This is a genomic window from Rhodanobacter aciditrophus (assembly GCF_050026795.1).
Classification (GTDB): domain Bacteria; phylum Pseudomonadota; class Gammaproteobacteria; order Xanthomonadales; family Rhodanobacteraceae; genus Rhodanobacter_A.
Map to the genome: position 1 here is coordinate 750,163 of NZ_JALBWP010000010.1, position 19,641 is coordinate 769,803.

A 19,641-nucleotide genomic window follows, 5' to 3' on the forward strand; every position below is an offset into this window, starting at 1 on the left:
GCACACAACAACAAGCGGCGCAGCCGCAAGCAAAAGTCCCGGATGGTCCGGGCACACGGAATCGAGAAATGTCTTCCAACGATCGCGAAAATTCCGACGGCCTGCTGGAAAAGCTGATTGCCGTCAACCGCGTGGCCAAGACCGTCAAGGGTGGCCGCCAGATGAGCTTCACCGCGCTGACCGTGGTCGGTGACGGCGAGGGCAAGGTCGGCTTCGGCTATGGCAAGGCGCGCGAGGTGCCGGTGGCCATCTCCAAGGCGATGGAGCGGGCTCGCCGCAACATGGTGAACATCGACCTGAACAACGGCACCCTGTGGTACGCCATCAAGGCGAACCACGGTGCGGCCCGTGTCTACATGCAGCCGGCTTCTGAAGGTACCGGCGTGATCGCCGGCGGCGCGATGCGCGCGGTGCTGGAAGTGGTGGGCGTCAAGAACGTGCTGGCCAAGGCGGTCGGCTCGCGCAACCCGATCAACCTGGTGCGCGCCACCATCAAGGGCCTGCAGGCGGTGGCCTCGCCGAAGCAGATCGCCGCCAAGCGTGGCAAGACCGTGGAAGAGGTGCTGGGCAATGGCTAAGAAGAACGAAACCGCCGGCACCGTGCGCGTGCGCCTGGTGAAGGGCCTGCGCGGCGTGCAGGCGCGGCATCGCCTCAGCGTCAAGGCGCTGGGCCTGAACAAGACCAACGACGTCCGTGAGCTGAAGGACAGCCCGCAGGTGCGTGGCCTGATCAACACGGTCTACTACCTGGTCCGGGTCGAGGAGTAATCATCATGCGTCTCAACGACATCAAGCCCGCCGCCGGTTCGCGCAAGACGCGCCTGCGCGTGGGTCGCGGCATCGGCTCGGGCCTCGGCAAGACGGCCGGCCGCGGTCACAAGGGCCAGCACGCCCGTGCCGGCGGCACCCACAAGTACGGTTTCGAAGGCGGCCAGATGCCGCTGCAGCGCCGCCTGCCCAAGGTCGGCTTCCGCTCCAAGCTGAAGGCCGAGAGCCAGCAGGTGTTCCTGTACCAGCTGGCCAACCTCAAGGCGGACGTGATCGACGTGGTCGAGCTGCACAAGGCCGGCCTGATTGACAGCCGAGCCAAGAAGGTCAAGGTGGTGCTGAAGGGCGAAATCGGTCGTGCGGTGAAGCTGTCGGGTCTGCTGGCCACGGCTGGCGCCAAGGCAGCCATCGAGGCGGCCGGCGGCAGCGTGGAGTAATCACGGTGGCTCAAGCCAAGGGCAACGCACTCGGCAAGCTCGGCAAACTGACCGAACTGCGTCAGCGCATCTTCTTCGTGATCGGTGCGCTGGTGGTGTTCCGTCTCGGCTCGTTCATTCCCGTGCCGGGCGTGAATCCCGACGCGATGAGCAACCTGGTCAACGGCAACGGCCTGATGGACATGTTCAACATGTTCTCGGGCGGTGCGCTGGCGCGTTTCTCGGTGTTCGCACTGGGCGTGATCCCGTACATCTCGGCGTCGATCGTGATCCAGATGATGGGCTCGGTGGTGCCGAGCCTGCAGGCGCTGCGCAAGGAAGGCGAGTCCGGCAAGCGCAAGATGACGATGTACACCCGCATCGGCACGGTGGGCCTCGCGCTGTTCCAGTCGTTCGGCATCGCGGTGGCGCTGCAGAAGCAGGTGGCGGCGGGCGGTGCGCCGGTGGTGTACACCCCGGGCTTCGGCTTCGTGCTGGCCTCGGTGGTGGGCCTGACCGCCGGTACCATGTTCCTGATGTGGCTGGGCGAGCAGATGACCGAGCGCGGCATCGGCAACGGCATCTCGCTGCTGATCTTCGCCGGCATCGTGGCCGGTCTGCCGGGCGCGGTGGTGCACACTTTGGGCATGTCCAGCAACGGCGAGCTGTCGGTGCTGATGCTGCTGGTGGTGTTTGCGGTCGTGCTGGGCGTCACGGCGTTCTGCGTGTTCATGGAGCGGGCACAGCGGCGGATCACGGTGAATTACGCACGGCGCTCCGGCGGCCAGCGGGCCTACCAGAACCAGAGCTCGAACCTGCCGCTGAAGATCAACATGTCGGGCGTGATCCCGCCGATCTTCGCGTCCAGCCTGCTGATGTTCCCGGCCACCGCGATGAGCTGGTTCGGTACCGGCCACCAGGCGCGCTGGCTGCAGGATCTGACCCAGGCGCTGAACCCCGGCGAGCCGCTGTACGACATTGTGTATTCCGTGCTGGTGATCGGTTTCGCGTTCTTCTATACCGCGATCGTGTTCAACGCGGAAGAGACGGCGGACAACCTCAAGCGCTCCGGCGCGCTGATTCCGGGCATTCGTCCGGGGCGCGCCACGGCCGGCTACATCGACGGCGTGATGACCCGGCTGACCGGCGTCGGCGCGCTGTACCTGGTGCTGGTCTGCCTGGTGCCGTCGTTCATGCAGAAGTTCTGGCACGTGCCGTTTTATTTCGGCGGCACGTCGCTGCTGATCGTGGTGGTCGTGGTGATGGATTTCACGGCGCAGGTGCAGGCGCACCTGGTCAGCCACCAGTACGAGAGTCTGCTCAAGAAGGCCAATCTCCGTCGCAACTAGTGGCTGCTGGGGCGCAACGGGGCGGGTCGAACAACCGAGGGCTGGCGGCGTTGGGCGCCGCAGGGCTTTCCTGTCAAGGTAATTCAGGTTAGAATTGCGCGTTTACCGCGCACGAAACGCATCGGAGAAAGTACATCATGGCGCGCATCGCGGGTGTCAATTTGCCGGTCCAGAAGCATGTCTGGGTTGGCCTGCAAAGCATTTACGGCATTGGCCGCAGCCGGGCCAGGAAGGTCTGCGCGGACGCTGGCGTGGTTCCCACCACCCAGATCAAGTCGCTGAGTGAAGGCGAAGTGGAGAAGCTTCGCGCGGAAATCGCCAAGTATGTCGTGGAAGGCGACCTGCGCCGCGAAGTGGGCATGGCGATCAAGCGCCTGATGGACCTGGGTTGCTATCGCGGCCTGCGCCACCGTCGTGGCCTGCCGGTGCGCGGTCAGCGCACGCGTACCAATGCACGCACCCGCAAGGGCCCGCGTCGCGCCATCAAGAAGTAACGGATCCCGAACATGGCCAAGCCTGTCAAGACCAAGAAGAAGATCAAGCGCGTCGTCACGGATGCCGTGGCCCACGTGCAAGCCTCCTTCAACAACACCATCGTCACCATCACCGACCGCCAGGGCAACGCGCTGTCGTGGGCGACTGCCGGCGGCGCGGGTTTCCGCGGTTCGCGCAAGTCCACCCCGTTCGCCGCCCAGGTTGCCGCCGAGAAGGCTGGCCGCGCCGCCGGCGACTACGGCGTGAAGACCGTGGAAGTGCGTATCAAGGGTCCGGGCCCGGGCCGCGAGTCGGCCGTGCGTTCGCTGAACGCCCTGGGCTACAAGGTGCTCAACATCATCGACGTCACGCCGATCCCGCACAACGGCTGCCGTCCCCCCAAGAAGCGTCGAGTCTGAAGGAGCACAACCATGGCCCGTTATCGTGGAGCTACCTGCAAGCTCGCCCGCCGCGAAGGCGCTGACCTCAGCCTGAAGAGCCCGGCCCGCGCGATCGACTCCAAGTGCAAGCTGGAGAACAAGCCCGGCCAGCATGGCGCCAACAAGCGCATGCGCATGTCCGACTACGCCGTCCAGCTGCGCGAGAAGCAGAAGGTCAAGCGCATCTACGGCGTGCTCGAGCGCCAGTTCGGCAACTACTACACCAAGGCGTCGACCCTCAAGGGCAACACCGGCGAGAACCTGCTGCGTCTGCTCGAGAGCCGCCTGGACAACGTCGTCTACCGCATGGGCTTCGCGGTCACCCGCGCCCAGGCCCGCCAGATGGTCGCCCACAAGGCGGTGCTGGTGAACGGCAAGAAGGTCAACATCCCGTCCTACCAGGTCAAGCCGGGCGATGCGATCGCGCTGACCGAGCGCGCCCGCAGCCAGCTGCGCGTGCAGGAAGCGGCGACCGTGTTCGACACCATGGACCTGCGTCCGGGTTGGGTCGAGGTCGACAGCAAGAAATTCGAAGGCACGTTCAAGGCGGTGCCGGATCGCGGCGACCTGCCGTCCGACATCAACGAGGCGTTGATCGTCGAGCTTTACTCGAAGTAATCACCGGAGCTCTGCATGGCAGTTTCGTCAACTAGCGTGCTGCGGCCACGCGGCCTCAGCGTCGAACAGCTCGGAGCCAATCGCGCCAAGGTGGTGGTCGAGCCGCTCGAGCGTGGCTTCGGTCACACCCTGGGCAACGCGCTGCGCCGCGTGCTGCTCTCCTCGATTCCCGGCAGCGCCATCGTCGAGGTCGAGATCGACGGCGTGCTGCACGAATACACCACGCTTGAGGGCCTGCAGGAGGACGTGATCGAAGTCCTGCTGAACCTCAAGGACGTGGCGATCCGCCAGCACACCGGCGACGAGGTCACCCTTACCCTGTCCAAGAAGGGCAAGGGCGTGGTCACGGCCGGCGACATCGTCGTCGACCACTCGGTGGAGATCATCAACCCCGAGCACGTGATCTGCCACCTGACCAAGGACATCGCGCTCAACATGCGCCTGAAGGTGCGTCGCGGCGTGGGTTACCAGCCGGCCAGCGCCCGCGTCCACCCGGACGACGAGGCTCGTCCGATCGGCCGCCTGCAACTCGACGCGTCCTTCGCGCCGGTGCTGCGCGTGGCCTACGAGGTCGATGCGGCCCGCGTGGAACAGCGTACCAACCTCGACAAGCTGGTCCTGGACATCGAGACCAACGGCACCATCGGTGCCGAGGACGCGGTGCGCAAGGCGGCCGAGATCATCAACGACCAGCTGTCGGTGTTCGGCGATTTCTCGCGCCGCGAGAGCGCCACCGACAAGGCCGAGAAGAGCGGTTTCGACCCGCTGTTGCTGCGCCCGATCGACGATCTGGAGCTCACCGTGCGTTCGGCGAACTGCCTGAAGGCCGAGAGCATCTACTACATCGGCGACCTGGTGCAGAAGACCGAGGTCGAGCTGCTGAAGACGCCGAACCTGGGCAAGAAGTCGCTCACCGAGATCAAGGACGTCCTTGGCTCGCGCGGCCTGGCCCTGGGCATGAAGCTGGAGAACTGGCCGCCGGCCGGGCTCTCGCACGGCATGCAGTTGGGTTGATTTAAGGGCGGTCGTTCGCGGCCGCCAGCGGTACCGGCAAGCCGGCGAATGCATCTCGGTGCGTTCGCCGGCTGCAAAGCGGCCCTGCGGGGCCGCAAGCTGTTTCGGGCGACACGCTTGGCGCCCGGTTTTGGCGGTCTGACGAGTGCGCAAGCCTCGGATTTTGCAGACGCCCCGGACGGCCACTGGCCGTCAAGCTCAACAAGAGCCCGTACCACGAAGGGCTTTCATCAGCGGGCAACCGCGGGAAGCCGGACGCAATCGCCGGCTTTTCATAACAACAGACCTGTAGAGAGTATTCCGCCATGCGCCACATGAAATCCGGTCGCAAGCTCAACCGCACCAGCGCCCACCGTGAAGCGATGTTCAAGAACATGGCTTCGTCGCTGTTCAAGCACGAGCTGATCAAGACCACCCTGCCGAAGGCCAAGGAACTGCGCCGCGTCGCCGAGCCGCTGATCACGCTGGCGAAGACCGACGGTGTCGCCAATCGCCGCCTCGCCTTCGCGCGCCTGCGCGACAAGGAAGCGGTGGGCAAGCTGTTCGTCGAGCTGGGCCCGCGCTATCGCGAGCGTCCCGGTGGCTACCTGCGCATCCTGAAGTGCGGTTTTCGCGACGGCGACAACGCACCGATGGCCTACGTCGAGCTGGTCGGCCGCCCGCAGGCCGAGGCCGGCGACGCCGAGTAAGCCCGCGTACGGACATCCAGACGTCCGAATGAAACCCCGGCCGGGCGACCAGCCGGGGTTTTTTCATGGTGCACCTCCCTGTGCGCCACCGCTGCGGGTACCCCGCGGGCGTGCAGAACGGCGATGCTGCCGTCTTGTCGCGGCAGGCATGGCTGACAGCCCGGCGGCAAGCGGTTAATGTCGTGCTTCCGCTCCCTGTCGTGCCGTCCATGAACCCCCTGCGTTGGTCGTTTCGCGTCAGCCTCCTTGCCGGCTTTCTGGCCTGCGCCGGCCTGATCGGTTTCGCGCTGTATGCGCAATACGTGCTGCAGATGGACCCCTGCCCGTTGTGCATCCTGCAGCGCGTGGCGTTCATCGCGCTGGGCGTGGTGTTCCTGATCGGCGGCCTGCACGCGCCGCGCGGCGGCGGGCGCTGGGTGTACGTCGGGCTGCTGCTGCTGGTCGCGCTAGCGGGCATCGGCATCGCCGCGCGCCATCTGTGGATCCAGTCGCTGCCGCCCGGCCAGGTGCCGAGCTGCGGCGCGCCGCTGGGTTACCTGCTGGAAACCCGCGCCAGCAACGGTGGCCTGGTCGGCGTGCTGCTCAAGGTGCTCAGCGGCTCCGGCGAATGCGCAGCGGTGCAGCCGATCCTGGGCTTGTCGATGCCGTGGTGGTCGCTGATCTGGTTCGTGCTGCTGGGCGCGTGGGCGGTGCTGGCGGGCGCACGTCGGCCGGCGGGGGCGCGGCGATGAGCGAGTTGCCGCGGGACGTGCGCGTCACGGGCTGGACGCCGTCGTCATGGCAGGGCCGCACGGCGCTGCAGCAGCCGCACTACGAGGACGCCGCCGAACTGGCACAGGCCACCGCGCAGCTGGCCGGGCTGCCGCCGCTGGTGACTTCGTGGGAGGTGCTGGCGCTGAAGCAGGCGCTGGCCGAGGCGCAGGAAGGCAAGCGCTTCCTGCTGCAGGGTGGCGACTGTGCGGAGAGCTTTGCCGACTGCAGCAGCCCGATCATCTCGAACCGGCTCAAGGTGCTGCTGCAGATGAGCCTGGTGCTGGTGCACGGGCTGAAGCAGCCGGTGCTGCGCGTGGGGCGTTTCGCGGGGCAGTACGCCAAGCCGCGCTCGGCCGACACCGAGACGCGCGACGGCGTGACCCTGCCCAGCTTCCGCGGTGATGTGGTCAACGGCCCGGAGTTCACCGCTGCGGCGCGGCGCGCCGATCCGCAACGGCTGATCCGCGCCCACGCGCATTCCGCGCTGACGATGAACTTCGTGCGCGCGCTGATCGACGGCGGTTTCGCCGACCTGCACCACCCCGAGTACTGGGACCTGGCCTGGGTGGAGCATTCGCCGCTGGCCGCCGAGTACCGCCGCATGGTCGCCGGCATCGGCGACTCGCTGCGCTTCATGGAAACCCTCGCGGGGCCGATCGCCGGCTTCACGAAGGTGGACTTCTTCACCTCGCACGAGGCGCTGCTGCTGCACTACGAACAGGCGCTCACGCGCCAGGTGCCGCGGCACCCGGGCTGGTTCAACCTGTCCACCCACTTCCCGTGGATCGGCATGCGCACCGCGGCGCTGGACGGTGCCCACGTGGAGTACTTCCGCGGCATCCGCAACCCGGTCGCGGTGAAGGTGGGCCCCTCGGTGACGCCGGACCAGTTGCTGCCGCTGATCGACGCGCTGAATCCGCAGGTCGAACCAGGCCGACTTACCCTGATCCACCGCATGGGGCACGCGAAGATCGGCGAGGCGCTGCCGCCGCTGCTGCAGGCCGTCAAGCGCGAAGGGCAACCCGTGCTGTGGGTGGCCGATCCGATGCATGGCAACACCGAGAGCACGTCCAACGGCTACAAGACCCGCCGCTTCGCGAACATCCGGGGCGAACTGGAGCAGGCGTTCGATATCCACGCCGCCGCCGGCACGCGCCTGGGCGGCGTGCATCTGGAGCTCACCGGCGAGGACGTCACCGAGTGCGTGGGCGGCGCGCGCGGGCTCACCGAGGCCGATCTTGCGCGCGCGTACAAGTCGATGGTCGACCCGCGGCTCAACTACGAGCAGTCGCTGGAGCTGGCGATGCTGATCGTGCGCAAGTCGGCAGGCAGCGTGGCTGCGTGACCGTGGCCGCGCAAAGGTCCTGGCCCTCCACCCGGTGGTCACCCTCCTGGCGGTAGCTGCCTGGGTTCCGCGCCGGGCTCAGCGCGTCGTTTCCAGCGCTTCCTTTGCCTCGCGGGCGTCACCGCTCTCGGGAGGCGGGAAGTGGTACCAGCGTTCGTGCGGCGAGGATCGCTTGCACGACAGACATTGCGTCATGGCCCAGCAGTGCCCGCAGCCGGGGCAGCAGCCCGCGGTCCAGAACGTGTTCCATACCGTGCCACAGCCGGCGCCGGGTTCGCTGGACGTGCATTTCCAGCGGCTGTCGGCCCGCGGCTCCCACGCGCAGAGCGGGCAATGGATGTGCGGCTGGCGTTCCATCGTAGGCGCTTCCAGGCTTGGGCTTCAGTGCCCTGGGGACACCGGCTGGCCGCCCACCGTGTCGAGGAACCTCGGCGGCTGCCATGCGTGCGTGTGCTGCTCGAAGCCGTAGGCGATGCTGATCAGCGTGGGTTCGCTCCATCTCGCGCCAAAGAACACGATGCCCACCGGCAGGCCGTGCGCCCAGCCGGCTGGCACGGTGATCGAGGGGTAGCCTGCCACCGCCGCCGGCTGCGAGACGCCGCCGATGGTGGGGTCGCCGCTGACGATGTGGTCGCCCAGCACCGGGTCGGTCATGAAGGCCGGCCCCCATGATGGTGCCAGCAGCGCGTCGAGGTGCTGCGACTTGAGCGCCGCGTCGATGCCCTTCGGACCGGCCAGCCGTTTTGCCTTGGCCCGCGCATCGAGATAAGCCTTGTCGGTGAGCGGCCCTTTCGCCTCGGCCTGTTCGAACAGCTCCTGCCCGAACCAGGGCATTTCCTGCGCCGCATGCGCCTTGTCGAACGCGATCAGGTCGGCCAGCGTATGCACGGCGAGGCCGCTGCGGGTGGCGAGGTAGGCGTTGATGTCGTGCTTGAAGTCGTACAGCATCACGGTCATCTCCGGGTCGCCGAGTTCCTTCAGGTGCGGCAGCTGCACCGGGTCGACGATGATCGCGCCCTGCGCCTTCATCGTGGCGATCGCCGCGTCGAGCACGCGGTCGGCGTTCGGCTCGTTGCCGGCGAGTTCGCGCACCACGCCGACGCGCTTGCCCTTGAGGCCGTCCGGGTCGAGGAATTTCGTGTAGTCGGTGGCGTGCCGGTCGGCGTTGGCGGTGGACGGGTCGCGCGGGTCGCTGCCGGCGATTGCCGTGAGCAGGGCGGCGGCGTCGGCCACGTCGCGCGCCATCGGGCCGGCGGTGTCCTGGTTGTGGCTGATCGGCACGATGCCGGCGCGGCTCACCAGGCCCAGCGTGGGCTTGATGCCCACTATGCCGTTCATCGAGGCGGGGCAGATGATCGAGCCGTCGGTCTCGGTGCCGATCGCCACTGTGGCGAGCCCCGCCGCCACCGCGGCGGCGGAGCCCGCGCTGGAGCCACAGGGGTTACGGTCCAGCGCGTAGGGATTCTTCGTCTGCCCGCCCGCGCCGCTCCAGCCGCTCGAGGCGTGGCTGGAGCGGAAGTTGGCCCATTCGCTGAGGTTGGTCTTGCCGAGGATCACCGCGCCGGCCGCGCGCAGTCTTGCCGCCACGGTGGCATCGCGTGGCGCCGGTGCAGCCGTCAGCGCCAGCGAGCCGGCGGTGGTCTGCTCGCGATCGCCGGTGTCGATGTTGTCCTTCAGCAGCACCGGGATGCCGTACAGCAGCCCGTGCGTCTCGCCGCGCCTGGCGTCGAGCGCGGCGGCGATCTCCAGCGCGTCGGGGTTGGTCTCGAGCACTGCATGCAGCGCGGGGCCGCTCTGGTCGATGCGGCGGATGCGGGCGAGGAACTGCTGCGTCAGCGCCTGGCTGCTGAGCGTGCCGTCGTCCATGCGCTGCCGCAGCCGGGCAACGGAGGCATAGGCGTCGTCATGCTGCCGGGCGCACAGCGGCGCGCTGGCGAGCAGGGTCGCGGCCAGCAGCGAACGGGTGAACAGTCGGTGCGTCACGGTATCCCCCGGCAGATGCGACAAGGCATCGCGATCAGCAGAGCATAGTCCGGCGCGGGCCATGTGGCAGCGTCGAACGGCCCCCTATACTCGGCAGATGGATCTGCGCACCTCTTGCTTCCCGCGTGCCGTCGCCGGACGCGCCGTTCGGCGCCTGCCGTTCCTCGTCCTGCCGCTGCTGCTGGCGCTGGCGTTCGCCGCCACGCCTGCAGCTGCCTCGTCGCCGTCGGTGCCCGATACCCTGCAGCAGCGCATCGCCGCCTGCACCGCCTGCCACGGCGTGCACGGCGAGGGCTCGCCCGGCAGCGGCTTCTTCCCGCGCCTCGCCGGCAAGCCGGCGGGTTATCTCCTGCGGCAGCTGCAGGATTTCCAGAGCGGCCTGCGCAGGTACGCGCCGATGGAATACACGGTGCGCGGGCTAGATCAGGCCTATCTGCGCGAGATGGCCGGATACTTCGCCGCACAGCAGGTGCCGTATGCGAGCTCCAGGCTGCCGGCGTTGCCGGTCGCGACGCTGCTGCGCGGCGAGCAGCTGGTGAGTGCGGGCGATCCCGCACGCGGCATTCCTGCCTGCGAGCGCTGCCACGGCAGCCAGCTCACCGGCGTGGAACCCGACATCCCCGGCCTGGTCGGCCTGCCTTACGACTACATCAGCGCTCAGCTCGGCGCCTGGCGCACGCGCACCCGCGCCACCGCGGCGCCGGATTGCATGGCCGAAGTGGCCGGCCGCCTGGGCGAGGCTGACATCAGCGCGGTGGCCGCCTGGCTGGCCAGCCGCGAACCGCCGGCCGACATGCACGCGCAGCCGGCCGGCAGCGTGCAACCGCCGCTGCGCTGCGGCGTGCTGGCGGGCAACGACGACGGTACGTGACGAAGCCGCCCGCCTCGGCGGGGCGGTGGCGCCGGCTATCGGCGTAGCGGCTGCTCGGCGCGATACAGCGCAGCCAGCGCGCACCACGATCCGATATCCCAGTGTCCGCGCGCCTGTCCCGACGGCGACGGCAACACGAACACGCGCGCGCTGCCGATGCATTCGTGCTGCAGGCCGTAGCCGACGGCGCGGTCCAGCGCGGCGCGCGCGGCGTTCTTGCTGGTGAACGCGACGAGGCGCGGCGCAAAGCGCGCGATCTTCGCGTGCAACGCGGGCACGTCGAAGGCACCGGGCGGCAGTTCGTCGTCGTTGCCGCTGTGCCGCTTGGCGAGGTCGGTGAGGCCGATGCCGAACTGCGGCAGCAGCGGGAACTCGGCGGGGGCGAGCAGGCGCGGCGTGAAGCCGGCCTCGTGCAGCGCGCGCCAGAACAGGTTGCCCGGATGCGCGTAGTAGGCGCGCTCGGCGGCGGAGCGCTTGCCGGCGGCGGTGCCGCAGAACACCAGCGCGAGGCCGGGCGCCAGCACGTCGGGCAGGATGGATGCTTCAGCCTTGCGCGCCATCGTCCAGCAGGAAATCGGTGAACTGGAAACGGCCGTCGCGCAGCACGGATTCGCCGCGCCTGAGCCGGAGCGGCTGGCGGAACAGCGGCCCGCCGCAGCTCAGCGTGTGGAACTCGCCGCGCTCGCCGCAGGGATCGACGCCCCCGGGCAGCGCGTCGAGCAGGCTGGCGTCGTAGGCGCGGCCGCAGAACGCGGCATCGAGCTGCTGCGTGTCCACGCAGCACAGCACGGCGCGATGGCCCTCGGCCACGAAACGGCGCGACAGCGCGGCGGTATCCTCGCCCCACAGCGGGAACACCGCGCGCCAGTTGTCGCGGCCGAGCTGGCGCACGCGGTAGTCGCGCACGTCTTCGAGGAACAGGTCGCCGAACGCACAGTGACGGATGCCGGGCCAGCGCCTGCGCGCCTCGGCCAGCGCCTGCGCGTGCGCGGCCTCGTAGGCTTCGTTGCTGCCGGGCCAGTCCAGCGGCACCTCGACCAGCGGCAGGCCGAGCGCGTCCACCTGCGCCTGCAGCACATCCTGCCGCACGCCGTGCATGGCGATGCGCTGGTAGTTGCGGTTGATCGTGGTGAGCAGGCCCACCACTCGCCAGCGCGGGTCGGCGCGCAGGCGCTGCAGCGCCAGCAGGCAGTCCTTGCCGCCGCTCCAGGCGAGCAGGATGGGCGTGGGAGTGTCGCTCATGATGCGGGTTCCGGGATGATGGCCGATCGCCAGTCCAGCGTGGCACGCAGACGCTGCTGCGGATCGAGCCGGAAGTCCAGTGCCAGGCCCAGTGCCTGCGCGGCGGCCGCAGTGAGCGCCAGGCCCAGCCCGGCGTGGCCGGCGTGTGGCGGCTGCTTGCGCCAGAAGCGCTGGCCGAAGCGGACGAGGTCGGCCTCGGTGAGACCGGGTGCGGCGTTGTCGATGGCGAGGCCGTGCGCGTCGGCGCGCAGCTGCACGGTATCGCCCTCGGGCGCGTAGGCGCAGGCGTTGCCGAGCAGGTTGCCCACGATGACTTCCAGCAGTGCCGGATCGGTACGCAGTGCGGCGGGCGGCGTGCCTTCGCTTGTCAGCGCGATGCCGCGCGCGGCGGCGGTGGCCTGCTGGCGCTGCAGCTGGCGTTCCAGCCACGGTGCGAGCGGCAGCGTCTGCCACTGCGGTTGTTCCAGTCCGGACTGCAGGCGGGTGAGCAGGAGCAGGGCGGCAACGGTGGCTTCCAGCTCGGCGCCGATGCTGCCGATCTCGGCCAGCAGTTCGGACGTGCTGCGACCGCTGGGGTAGCGCGCCTCCACCTCGGCCAGTGCACGCAATTCGGCGAGCCGGGTGCGCGTCTCGTGGGCCAGGCCGCTGGCGAACTGGCGCTCGCGTGCGAGACCCTCGTCCATGCGGCCGAGCACGTCGTTGAAGCGCGCCACCAGCGGGTCGAGTTCCTTCAGGCCGATCGCGGCGAGCCGCTGGCCGGGCGCGCTGGGGCCGATGCCGCGCATGCGTTCCACCAGTGCGCCGATCGGGCGCAGGCCGCGCCGCACCACCAGCGGCACCGCGATCAACGCGATCGCGGCGGCGAGCAGCGGGCCCAGCGTGAGGATCCAGTCGATCGCCAGCAGCAGCTGGTCGAGCGAGTGGCGGTCCTGCACGAACAGCAGCCGGCAGGTGGCGGGTGCCGCCGTGTGGGCGTCGCCGTCGCCGCCGGGGCGGATGAAGCTCAGGCGCACCGAGTCGAGGTGGCGCTCGCCGCGGCCAAGGCGGGCGAAGCGCGGCTGCGGGCCCGTGTCGCGGGGCCAGCCCGCCGGCAGGGCGGGCGGCGGCGGATCGCTGTGCTGTGGCGCGGAGCCGTCGCAGCGCAGCTCGTACCAGCTGTCGCCATCGCCGCCCGGCAGGCCGGCGGCGACGCGGCCGGCGGGCGCTTCCTGTTCCATTGCGACCATGTTGCCCAGCGCGCGGGCCTGGCCCAGCAGGTCCTGGCGGAAGCGGCCGGCCAGTTCGTGGTCGATGCGCCAGTCCATCAGCCTCGCGCCGCCGCCCAGCACCAGCAGGCAGACGATGGCCAGCAGCACGGTGACGCGGGACGAGAGCGAGGTCGGCTTCACGGGATCAGGTAACCCGCCCCGCGCCGCGTCTCGATCAGGCCGGGTACGCCGGCGGCGTCCAGCTTGCGCCGCAGGCCGAACACCAGCACCTCGACGCTGCGGTCGGAGGCCTCGCTGTCGCTGCCGGCGGTGCGGTCGAGGATTTCCTGGCGGCTGAACGCGCGGCCGCGATGGCGCAGCAGCAGGCCCAGCACGGCGAATTCGCGCGGGGTCAGCGCCAGCGGCTGGCCGTCCACGCTCACGCTGTGCGAACGCGGATCCCAGGACAACGGGCCATGGCTGAGCACCGTGGGCTGGGCCTGCTGCGGGCGGCGCGCCAGCGCGTGCAGGCGGGCCACCAGCTCGTCGAAGGCGAAAGGCTTGACCAGGTAGTCGTCGGCGCCGGCGTTCAGCGCTTCGATGCGGTCGGCCACCTGGTCGCGGGCGGACAGCACCAGTACGCGGGGCCGGCGCCCGCCCTCGGGCAGGCTGCGCAGCACGCCGATGCCGTCCAGCCGCGGCAGCATCAGGTCCAGCACCACCAGGTCGTAGTCGTAGCCGGACAGGAAGCCGCAGGCCTCCACGCCGTCGCCGGCCGCGTCGACCGTGAAGCCGGCGCCCTGCAGGCCGTGGCGCAGGGTATGGCGCAGGCGTTCGGAATCTTCCACCAGCAGCAATTTCATGCCGGATCCATTGTCCAAGCCGGGTCGGGGCGCTCCATTGTCGCCGTTCGGGCCCGGCAAAACACCCGTGTACGCGCACCGTGCGCCGCGCATCGACAGTCGGCGCGGGCAACCGCTATAAAGACCGCCTGGCCGGGGAGTGTGCAGTGAGCGAAGAGATCCTGATCAACGTGACCCCGCGCGAGACGCGGGTAGGCGTGGTCGAGAACGGCATGTTGCAGGAAGTGCATGTCGAACGCGCATCGAAGCGCGGCTACGTGGGCAACATCTACAAGGGCCGGGTGCAGCGGGTGATGCCGGGCATGCAGGCCGCGTTCGTGGAGATCGGGCTGGGCCGCGCGGCCTTCCTGCACGCCTCGGACATCGTGCGCCCGCCCGCCGCCGAGGGTGCCGAACCGCCCGGTGGCCACGGCAACGGCCACACGCCGCCGATCAGCGAGCTGGTGCACGAGGGCCAGGAGGTCGTGGTGCAGGTGGTGAAGGACCCGATCGGCAGCAAGGGCGCGCGACTGTCGGCGCACCTGTCGATTCCCTCGCGCTACCTGGTGCTGCTGCCGCATGCGCACACGCTGGGCATTTCCGCGCGCATCGAGGACGAGGCCGAGCGCACGCGCCTGCGCGAGGTGATGGCCGGCCTGGTCGGCGAACACCCGCTCGGCTACATCGTGCGCACCAACGCGGAGGGGCAGAGCGCCGAATCGCTGGCCTTCGACGTGACCTACCTCGGCAAGGTGTGGCGCGTGGTGCAGGAGAACATCGCCCGGACCCGCGTGGGCGAGCGCGTGTACGAGGAGCTCTCGCTACCGCTGCGCAGCCTGCGCGACATGCTCACCGAGGACATCGAGAAGGTGCGCGTGGACTCGCGCGAAACCTTCGAGAAGGTGGTGAAGTTCGTGCACAAGTTCATGCCCAACCTGGACGACCGGGTGGAGCACTACGACGGCGAGCGGCCGATCTTTGACCTGTACAGCGTGGAGGACGAGATCCAGCATGCGCTGAAGAAGGAGGTGCCGCTGAAGTCGGGCGGCTACCTGGTGGTCGACCAGACCGAGGCGATGACCACGATCGACGTCAACACCGGCGCCTACCTCGGCACGCGCAACCTGGAGGAGACCGTCTACCGCACCAACCTGGAGGCGGCACAGGCGGCGGCGCGGCAGCTCCGGCTGCGCAACCTCGGCGGCATCATCATCATCGACTTCATCGACATGGTCGACGAGGAGCACAAGCGCCAGGTGCTCCGCATGCTGGCCAAGGGCCTGGCCCGCGACCACGCCAAGACCACGGTCTACCCGATGTCCTCGCTGGGCCTGGTCGAGATGACCCGCAAGCGCACCACCGAGAGCCTGGAGCGCCAGCTGTGCGAACCGTGCCCGGCCTGCGGCGGACGCGGCACGCTGAAGACCGCCGAGACGGTGACCTACGAGATCTTCCGCGAGATCACCCGCGCGGTGCGCCAGTTCAACGCCGAGAAGCTGCTGGTGATGGCCAGCCCCGCCGTGGTGGGCCGCATCCTGGAGGAGGAGTCCGCCGCGGTGGCCGAACTGGAGGAGTTCATCTCCAAGAGCATACGCTTCCAGGCCGAGGAACATTATTCGCAGGAACAGTTTGATGTGGTTTTGCTGTAAATCGGCCGGCGTTCCGGCCGCACGCCGATGAAGGCTATCTGGCAGCGGCGCCTGCATCGCGGTGCACGCGCGCTGGGCTGGGTCGGCGGCATCGGCGTAATCGCGCTGGCGGTGCTGATGGCGCTGGCGCAGCTGCTGCTGCCGCTGCTGGCGCGGCACCCCGAGTGGGTGGCGCGCGAGCTCTCCGCGAAGCTGCAGCGCCCCGTCCGCTTCGCATCGCTGGAAGGCCGCTGGACCGGCTCCGGCCCGCTGTTCGTGCTGCGCGACGTCACCGTGGGCGTGCCGCCGGGCGGCAAGGGCACGCCGATCGAGATTCCCGAATCCGAGCTGCGGCTGGACTTCGGCGGCTGGCTGCCCGCGCGGCACCTGCTGAACCTGCGCACGCGCGGGCTGCAGCTGGACCTCAGCCGTGACGCGGAGGGCCGCTGGCACGTCAACGGCCTCGGTACCGGCGCCGGCTCCGAGCAGCAGCCCGGCTTCAGCCGGCTCTCGGTGGCGCTGTGGCTGGACAACCTGCGGCTGAACATCACCGACGCGGCCAACGGCAAGCATTACAGCCTGATCGCCGACCAGCTGCGGCTGAGCCGGCAGGGCAGCCACATCCGCGTGGGCGCGCTGCTGCGCCGCGAAGGCGCGCCGGGCGAACTGCGCGGAGCGGGGCGCTTCCGCGAAGACGGCAGCAGCGGGCGGCTGTGGCTGTCCGGGCAGAAGCTCGACCTGGCGGCGCTGCTGGCCGGCGTGGACCTGGGCGGCTACGCCGTGCAGGGCGGCCGCGGCAACGTGGCCGCGTGGCTGGACTGGAAGCAGGGCAGGGTGGTGCGCAACTTCACCCGCCTCGACCTCGACGGCCTGCGCATCGGCGGCGCGAACGGCCAGGTCGAGATACCCGCGCTGCGCGGCGAGGCCGAGCTCAGCCGCAGCGCCGACGGCTACGAGCTGCGCTGGGCCGGCGACGACCGGGGCGCGCTCGCGGTGTGGCTGCACCACCCCGGTACGCCGCAGCTTGCCGTGCAGGCGGCGGCGCGCGACCTGCAGCTGGCGCCGCTGCTGCCGTGGCTGGGCCTCGCGCCGAAGCTGCCGCCCGCGCTGGCGGCATGGCTGGGCGCCGGGCGTCCGCACGGCAAGCTGGACCGCGTAGCGCTGGCCTGGTCGCAGGCCGGCGGGATCGAACGGCTGGCTGCCGACTTCAGCGCCCTCGGCATCGATCCGGTCGGCGCGCTGCCGGGCGTGGACGGCATCAAGGGCACCCTGCGCGGCGACGGCGAGGCGGTGTCGCTGGAATTGCCGGCGCAGGCCGCGACGGTGCGCGATCCGCACACCTTCCGCCAGTCGTTCGTGATGTCGAGGCTGGCCGGCACGCTGGCGTTCTGGCATGCGGACGGCGACTGGCACCTGGGACTGGATCCGCTGGATTTCGACGGCCAGGGCTACGGCGGCCGGCTGCGCGGCGAGATCGACCTGCACGACGCCGGCGGTCCGCCGTTCCTCGACCTGTATGCCGGGCTGACGCACGGCGAGGTCACCGCCGCCAAGCTGTTCTGGCCGGTCGACGTGATGCCGCCGGCCACCGTGGCCTGGCTGGACCGCGCGCTGGTCAGCGGCGACATCGACCACGGCGAAGTATTGGTGCGCGGCGACCTCAAGGACTGGCCGTTCCACCACAACGAGGGCCGCTTCGAGGCGCGCGCCGAGATCAGCAACCTGACCTTCCGCTATTCGCCGGACTGGCCCGATGCCACCGGCGTCCACGCCATCGCCAGCTTCATCAACAGCGGCATGCTGGTGCAGGCCGACGGCGGATCCTCGTTGGGCGTGAAGGCCGACAAGGTGGTGGCGCTGATCCCCGAATTCGCCGACGGCACGCTCGACCTCAACGTCGACGGCAGCGGCAGCGGCGCCAGCCTGCTCGGCTTCGTGCTGAAGAGCCCGATCGCCAGCCGGCAGGCCACCCAGCTGTCCGGGCTGAAGCTGGGCGGCAGCGGCAGCTTCGGTTTCCACCTCTCGCTGCCGCTGGGCGCGCCGGAAAACTTCACCCTCGCCGGCTCTGCGCAGCTGAAGAACGTGGACGCGAGCGAGCCGGACTGGAACCTCAAGCTGGACCAGCTCAGCGGCCCGGCCACGTTCGACGGCCACGGCTTCCATGCCGGCCCGCTGAGCGGCGCCGCCCACGGCCAGCCCGCCACGCTCGATCTGGCGATCGCCGGCGCCACCGGCGACCCGGATACCGTGCTGGCGGCGAAGCTCAGCGGCAACTACAGCCTCGCCGACCTCACCCAGGGCTACCCCGCGCTGGGTTGGCTGGCGCCGCTGGGCAGCGGACGCAGTCCCTTCGACATCGGCTTCAGCCTCACCCGGCCGGCGGACGGCAGCGCGCTGGTGCAGACGCTCACCGTGGACTCCACCCTGGCCGGCATGGCGCTGGACGTGCCGGTGCCGCTGAAGAAGCCCGCCGCCACCGGGCTGCCGCTGCACCTGGTGCTGACCCTGCCGCTGCAGGGCGCCGACCTCAAGGTGGCGCTGGGCGAGGAGGCGCGCGGCCACCTGCGCCTCGCCGACGGCAGCAAGCCGCTGGCCGGCACGCTGGCGTTCGGCACGCAGGTGCCCACGGAACTGCCCACGCAGGGGCTGCGCATCCGCGGCCACGCGGCGAAGCTGGATGTCACCGGCTGGGTGCAGCAGGCGATCGCGCTGACCGCGGGCAGCAACGGTGCCGCCGGCAGCGCAGGCGGCGGACCTTCGCTGGAGAGCGTGGACGTGGGCACCGACCACGCCGAGTGGTTCGGCCGCCCGCTGGGTGCGATGACCCTGCAGGCCACCCCGGCGGCCGACCACCTGCAGGTGGACGTGAATGGCCCGGCGATGGCCGGGCGCTTCAGCGTGCCTGCCAGCGAGCTGGACAAGCGCGGCATCACCGCGCGCCTCACGCGCCTGCACTGGCCGGGCAATCCGCCCGCGCCCGCCGGCACGGCGGCCGCCAGCGAGCCCGAGGAGAATCCCGCCAACACCGGCATCAACCCGGCCGCGCTGCCGCCGTTCCACCTGTGGGTGGGCGAGCTGAGCTTCGGCGACGCCCGGCTGGGCGAGGCGCGGCTGGAAACCTGGCCCACCGCGCAGGGCATGCACATCGACCAGCTGCGCGCGCTGTCGCCCAGCGTGCAGATCACCGGCAGCGGCGACTGGAACGGCACGCCCGCCGACAGCCACACCCACATGCGCATCAACTTCGCCGCCGACGATCTCGGCAGGATGCTTGCCGCGTTCGGCTACACCGGCCTGGTGAACGGCGGCAAGACCCAGGATCAGCTCGACGCCACTTGGCCCGGCGCGCCGTCGGCGTTCAGCCTCGCCAATTCCACCGGCACGCTGGCGATCCGCGTCAGCGACGGCCGCATTCCCGAGATGGGTCCGGGCGTGGGGCGGCTGTTCGGCCTGGTCTCTCTGGCCGAGCTGCCGCGCCGGTTGACGCTGGATTTCGGCGACGTGTTCGGCAAGGGCCTCGGTTTCGATTCGATCAGCGGCGACTTCCGCCTCGCCGACGGCAGCGCCACCACGGACAACCTCGTCATCAAGGGTCCAGCCGCGCAGATCAGCATCAGCGGCCGCACCGGCCTGCGCGCCAAGGACTACGACCAGTACGTGCAGGTGGTCCCGCACATCGGCAACAGCCTGCCGGTGATCGGCGCCGTGGTGGGCGGCCCGGTGGGCGCCGCCGCGGGCCTGGCCGTGCAGGGCCTGCTGGGCAGGGGGCTCAACAGGACCGCCAGCGCGCGCTACCACGTCACCGGCAGCTGGGACAAACCGGTGATGACCCTGGTGGAGAAACGCGAGGTGCCCGCGGCCCCCGCCGTCGTCCGGCCGCCGCTGCTGCCTGCCCCGGCGTCGTCCAGCCCGGCCATCACGATCCCCTTGCGCGACGACCTGCAGGCGCTGCCGGCCGCGGCATCGTCGTCGGGACGCTGATGCGGCTTTGATTTCGCGCGCCACGCCCCCATTCTTTCCAT

General features: G+C 69.9%; 19 protein-coding genes. 14 read left to right on the forward strand and 5 right to left on the reverse strand.

The window, feature by feature from the left end; genetic code table 11:
- Positions 1–68 precede the first annotated feature (68 nt).
- The 11 genes from rpsE to ACQGNW_RS08265 all read left to right on the forward strand — a co-directional run bounded on the left by rpsE (position 69) and on the right by ACQGNW_RS08265 (position 7,866).
- Positions 69–578: a 30S ribosomal protein S5 gene (gene rpsE, locus ACQGNW_RS08215; protein ID WP_181301007.1), complete on the forward strand. Its 510-nt coding sequence runs from the start codon at positions 69–71 to the stop codon at positions 576–578.
- A complete protein-coding gene (gene rpmD / locus ACQGNW_RS08220) occupies positions 571–768 on the forward strand; it encodes a 50S ribosomal protein L30 (RefSeq protein ID WP_077481332.1) in 198 nt (65 codons plus the stop codon). Before rpsE ends, rpmD begins: the two co-directional genes overlap by 8 nt.
- Complete coding sequence (rplO, locus tag ACQGNW_RS08225) at positions 768–1,205, forward strand: 50S ribosomal protein L15 (protein WP_426662745.1); 438 nt, start codon at positions 768–770, stop codon at positions 1,203–1,205. Before rpmD ends, rplO begins: the two co-directional genes overlap by 1 nt.
- 5 nt (positions 1,206–1,210) lie before the next feature.
- On the forward strand, positions 1,211–2,533 hold the full coding sequence (gene secY / locus ACQGNW_RS08230; RefSeq protein ID WP_426662633.1) for a preprotein translocase subunit SecY: 1,323 nt from the start codon (positions 1,211–1,213) through the stop codon (positions 2,531–2,533).
- A gap of 137 nt (positions 2,534–2,670) precedes the next feature.
- Positions 2,671–3,027: a 30S ribosomal protein S13 gene (rpsM, locus tag ACQGNW_RS08235; protein ID WP_426662634.1), complete on the forward strand. Its 357-nt coding sequence runs from the start codon at positions 2,671–2,673 to the stop codon at positions 3,025–3,027.
- A gap of 12 nt (positions 3,028–3,039) precedes the next feature.
- Positions 3,040–3,426 (forward strand): 30S ribosomal protein S11, encoded by a 387-nt coding sequence (rpsK, locus tag ACQGNW_RS08240; protein WP_007513384.1) that lies wholly within the window; start codon positions 3,040–3,042, stop codon positions 3,424–3,426.
- A gap of 12 nt (positions 3,427–3,438) precedes the next feature.
- Positions 3,439–4,065 (forward strand): 30S ribosomal protein S4, encoded by a 627-nt coding sequence (gene rpsD / locus ACQGNW_RS08245; RefSeq protein WP_426662635.1) that lies wholly within the window; start codon positions 3,439–3,441, stop codon positions 4,063–4,065.
- A 15-nt stretch (positions 4,066–4,080) separates the two neighbouring features.
- Positions 4,081–5,079, forward strand: a complete 999-nt coding sequence (locus ACQGNW_RS08250; RefSeq protein WP_192105751.1) for a DNA-directed RNA polymerase subunit alpha — start codon at positions 4,081–4,083, stop codon at positions 5,077–5,079.
- Between the two features lie 305 nt (positions 5,080–5,384).
- On the forward strand, positions 5,385–5,768 hold the full coding sequence (gene rplQ / locus ACQGNW_RS08255) for a 50S ribosomal protein L17 (RefSeq protein WP_426662636.1): 384 nt from the start codon (positions 5,385–5,387) through the stop codon (positions 5,766–5,768).
- 209 nt (positions 5,769–5,977) lie between these two features.
- Complete coding sequence (locus ACQGNW_RS08260) at positions 5,978–6,499, forward strand: disulfide bond formation protein B (RefSeq protein ID WP_426662637.1); 522 nt, start codon at positions 5,978–5,980, stop codon at positions 6,497–6,499.
- Entirely contained in the window at positions 6,496–7,866 is a 1,371-nt protein-coding gene (locus tag ACQGNW_RS08265; protein WP_426662638.1) for a class II 3-deoxy-7-phosphoheptulonate synthase, read from the forward strand. The genes ACQGNW_RS08260 and ACQGNW_RS08265 overlap by 4 nt, the downstream gene beginning before the upstream one ends.
- A gap of 381 nt (positions 7,867–8,247) precedes the next feature.
- Here the strand turns inward: ACQGNW_RS08265 and ACQGNW_RS08270 are convergent, their stop codons facing one another.
- Positions 8,248–9,849 carry an amidase gene (locus tag ACQGNW_RS08270; protein ID WP_426662639.1) on the reverse strand — a complete coding sequence of 534 codons (1,602 nt, stop codon included), beginning with the start codon at positions 9,847–9,849 and terminating at the stop codon, positions 8,248–8,250.
- A gap of 97 nt (positions 9,850–9,946) precedes the next feature.
- Here ACQGNW_RS08270 and ACQGNW_RS08275 point away from each other — a divergent pair, with 97 nt between their 5' ends.
- Positions 9,947–10,720 carry a c-type cytochrome gene (locus tag ACQGNW_RS08275; protein WP_426662640.1) on the forward strand — a complete coding sequence of 258 codons (774 nt, stop codon included), beginning with the start codon at positions 9,947–9,949 and terminating at the stop codon, positions 10,718–10,720.
- A 35-nt stretch (positions 10,721–10,755) separates the two neighbouring features.
- Here the strand turns inward: ACQGNW_RS08275 and ACQGNW_RS08280 are convergent, their stop codons facing one another.
- From ACQGNW_RS08280 to ACQGNW_RS08295, 4 genes are read right to left on the reverse strand one after another with little or no spacing between them, the layout of a single operon-like run.
- A complete protein-coding gene (locus ACQGNW_RS08280; protein WP_426662641.1) occupies positions 10,756–11,280 on the reverse strand; it encodes a mismatch-specific DNA-glycosylase in 525 nt (174 codons plus the stop codon).
- Positions 11,264–11,962 (reverse strand): Dph6-related ATP pyrophosphatase, encoded by a 699-nt coding sequence (locus ACQGNW_RS08285; RefSeq protein ID WP_426662642.1) that lies wholly within the window; start codon positions 11,960–11,962, stop codon positions 11,264–11,266. Before ACQGNW_RS08285 ends, ACQGNW_RS08280 begins: the two co-directional genes overlap by 17 nt.
- Complete coding sequence (locus ACQGNW_RS08290; protein WP_426662643.1) at positions 11,959–13,350, reverse strand: sensor histidine kinase; 1,392 nt, start codon at positions 13,348–13,350, stop codon at positions 11,959–11,961. The genes ACQGNW_RS08285 and ACQGNW_RS08290 overlap by 4 nt, the downstream gene beginning before the upstream one ends.
- Positions 13,347–14,012 (reverse strand): response regulator transcription factor, encoded by a 666-nt coding sequence (locus ACQGNW_RS08295; RefSeq protein WP_426662644.1) that lies wholly within the window; start codon positions 14,010–14,012, stop codon positions 13,347–13,349. Before ACQGNW_RS08295 ends, ACQGNW_RS08290 begins: the two co-directional genes overlap by 4 nt.
- Positions 14,013–14,158: 146 nt before the next feature.
- On the opposite strand from ACQGNW_RS08295, the gene rng reads away from it, so the two are divergent.
- Both rng and ACQGNW_RS08305 read left to right on the forward strand, forming a co-directional pair.
- Positions 14,159–15,640: a ribonuclease G gene (gene rng, locus ACQGNW_RS08300; protein WP_426662645.1), complete on the forward strand. Its 1,482-nt coding sequence runs from the start codon at positions 14,159–14,161 to the stop codon at positions 15,638–15,640.
- A gap of 27 nt (positions 15,641–15,667) precedes the next feature.
- Complete coding sequence (locus ACQGNW_RS08305) at positions 15,668–19,600, forward strand: YhdP family protein (RefSeq protein ID WP_426662646.1); 3,933 nt, start codon at positions 15,668–15,670, stop codon at positions 19,598–19,600.
- Positions 19,601–19,641 lie beyond the last annotated feature (41 nt).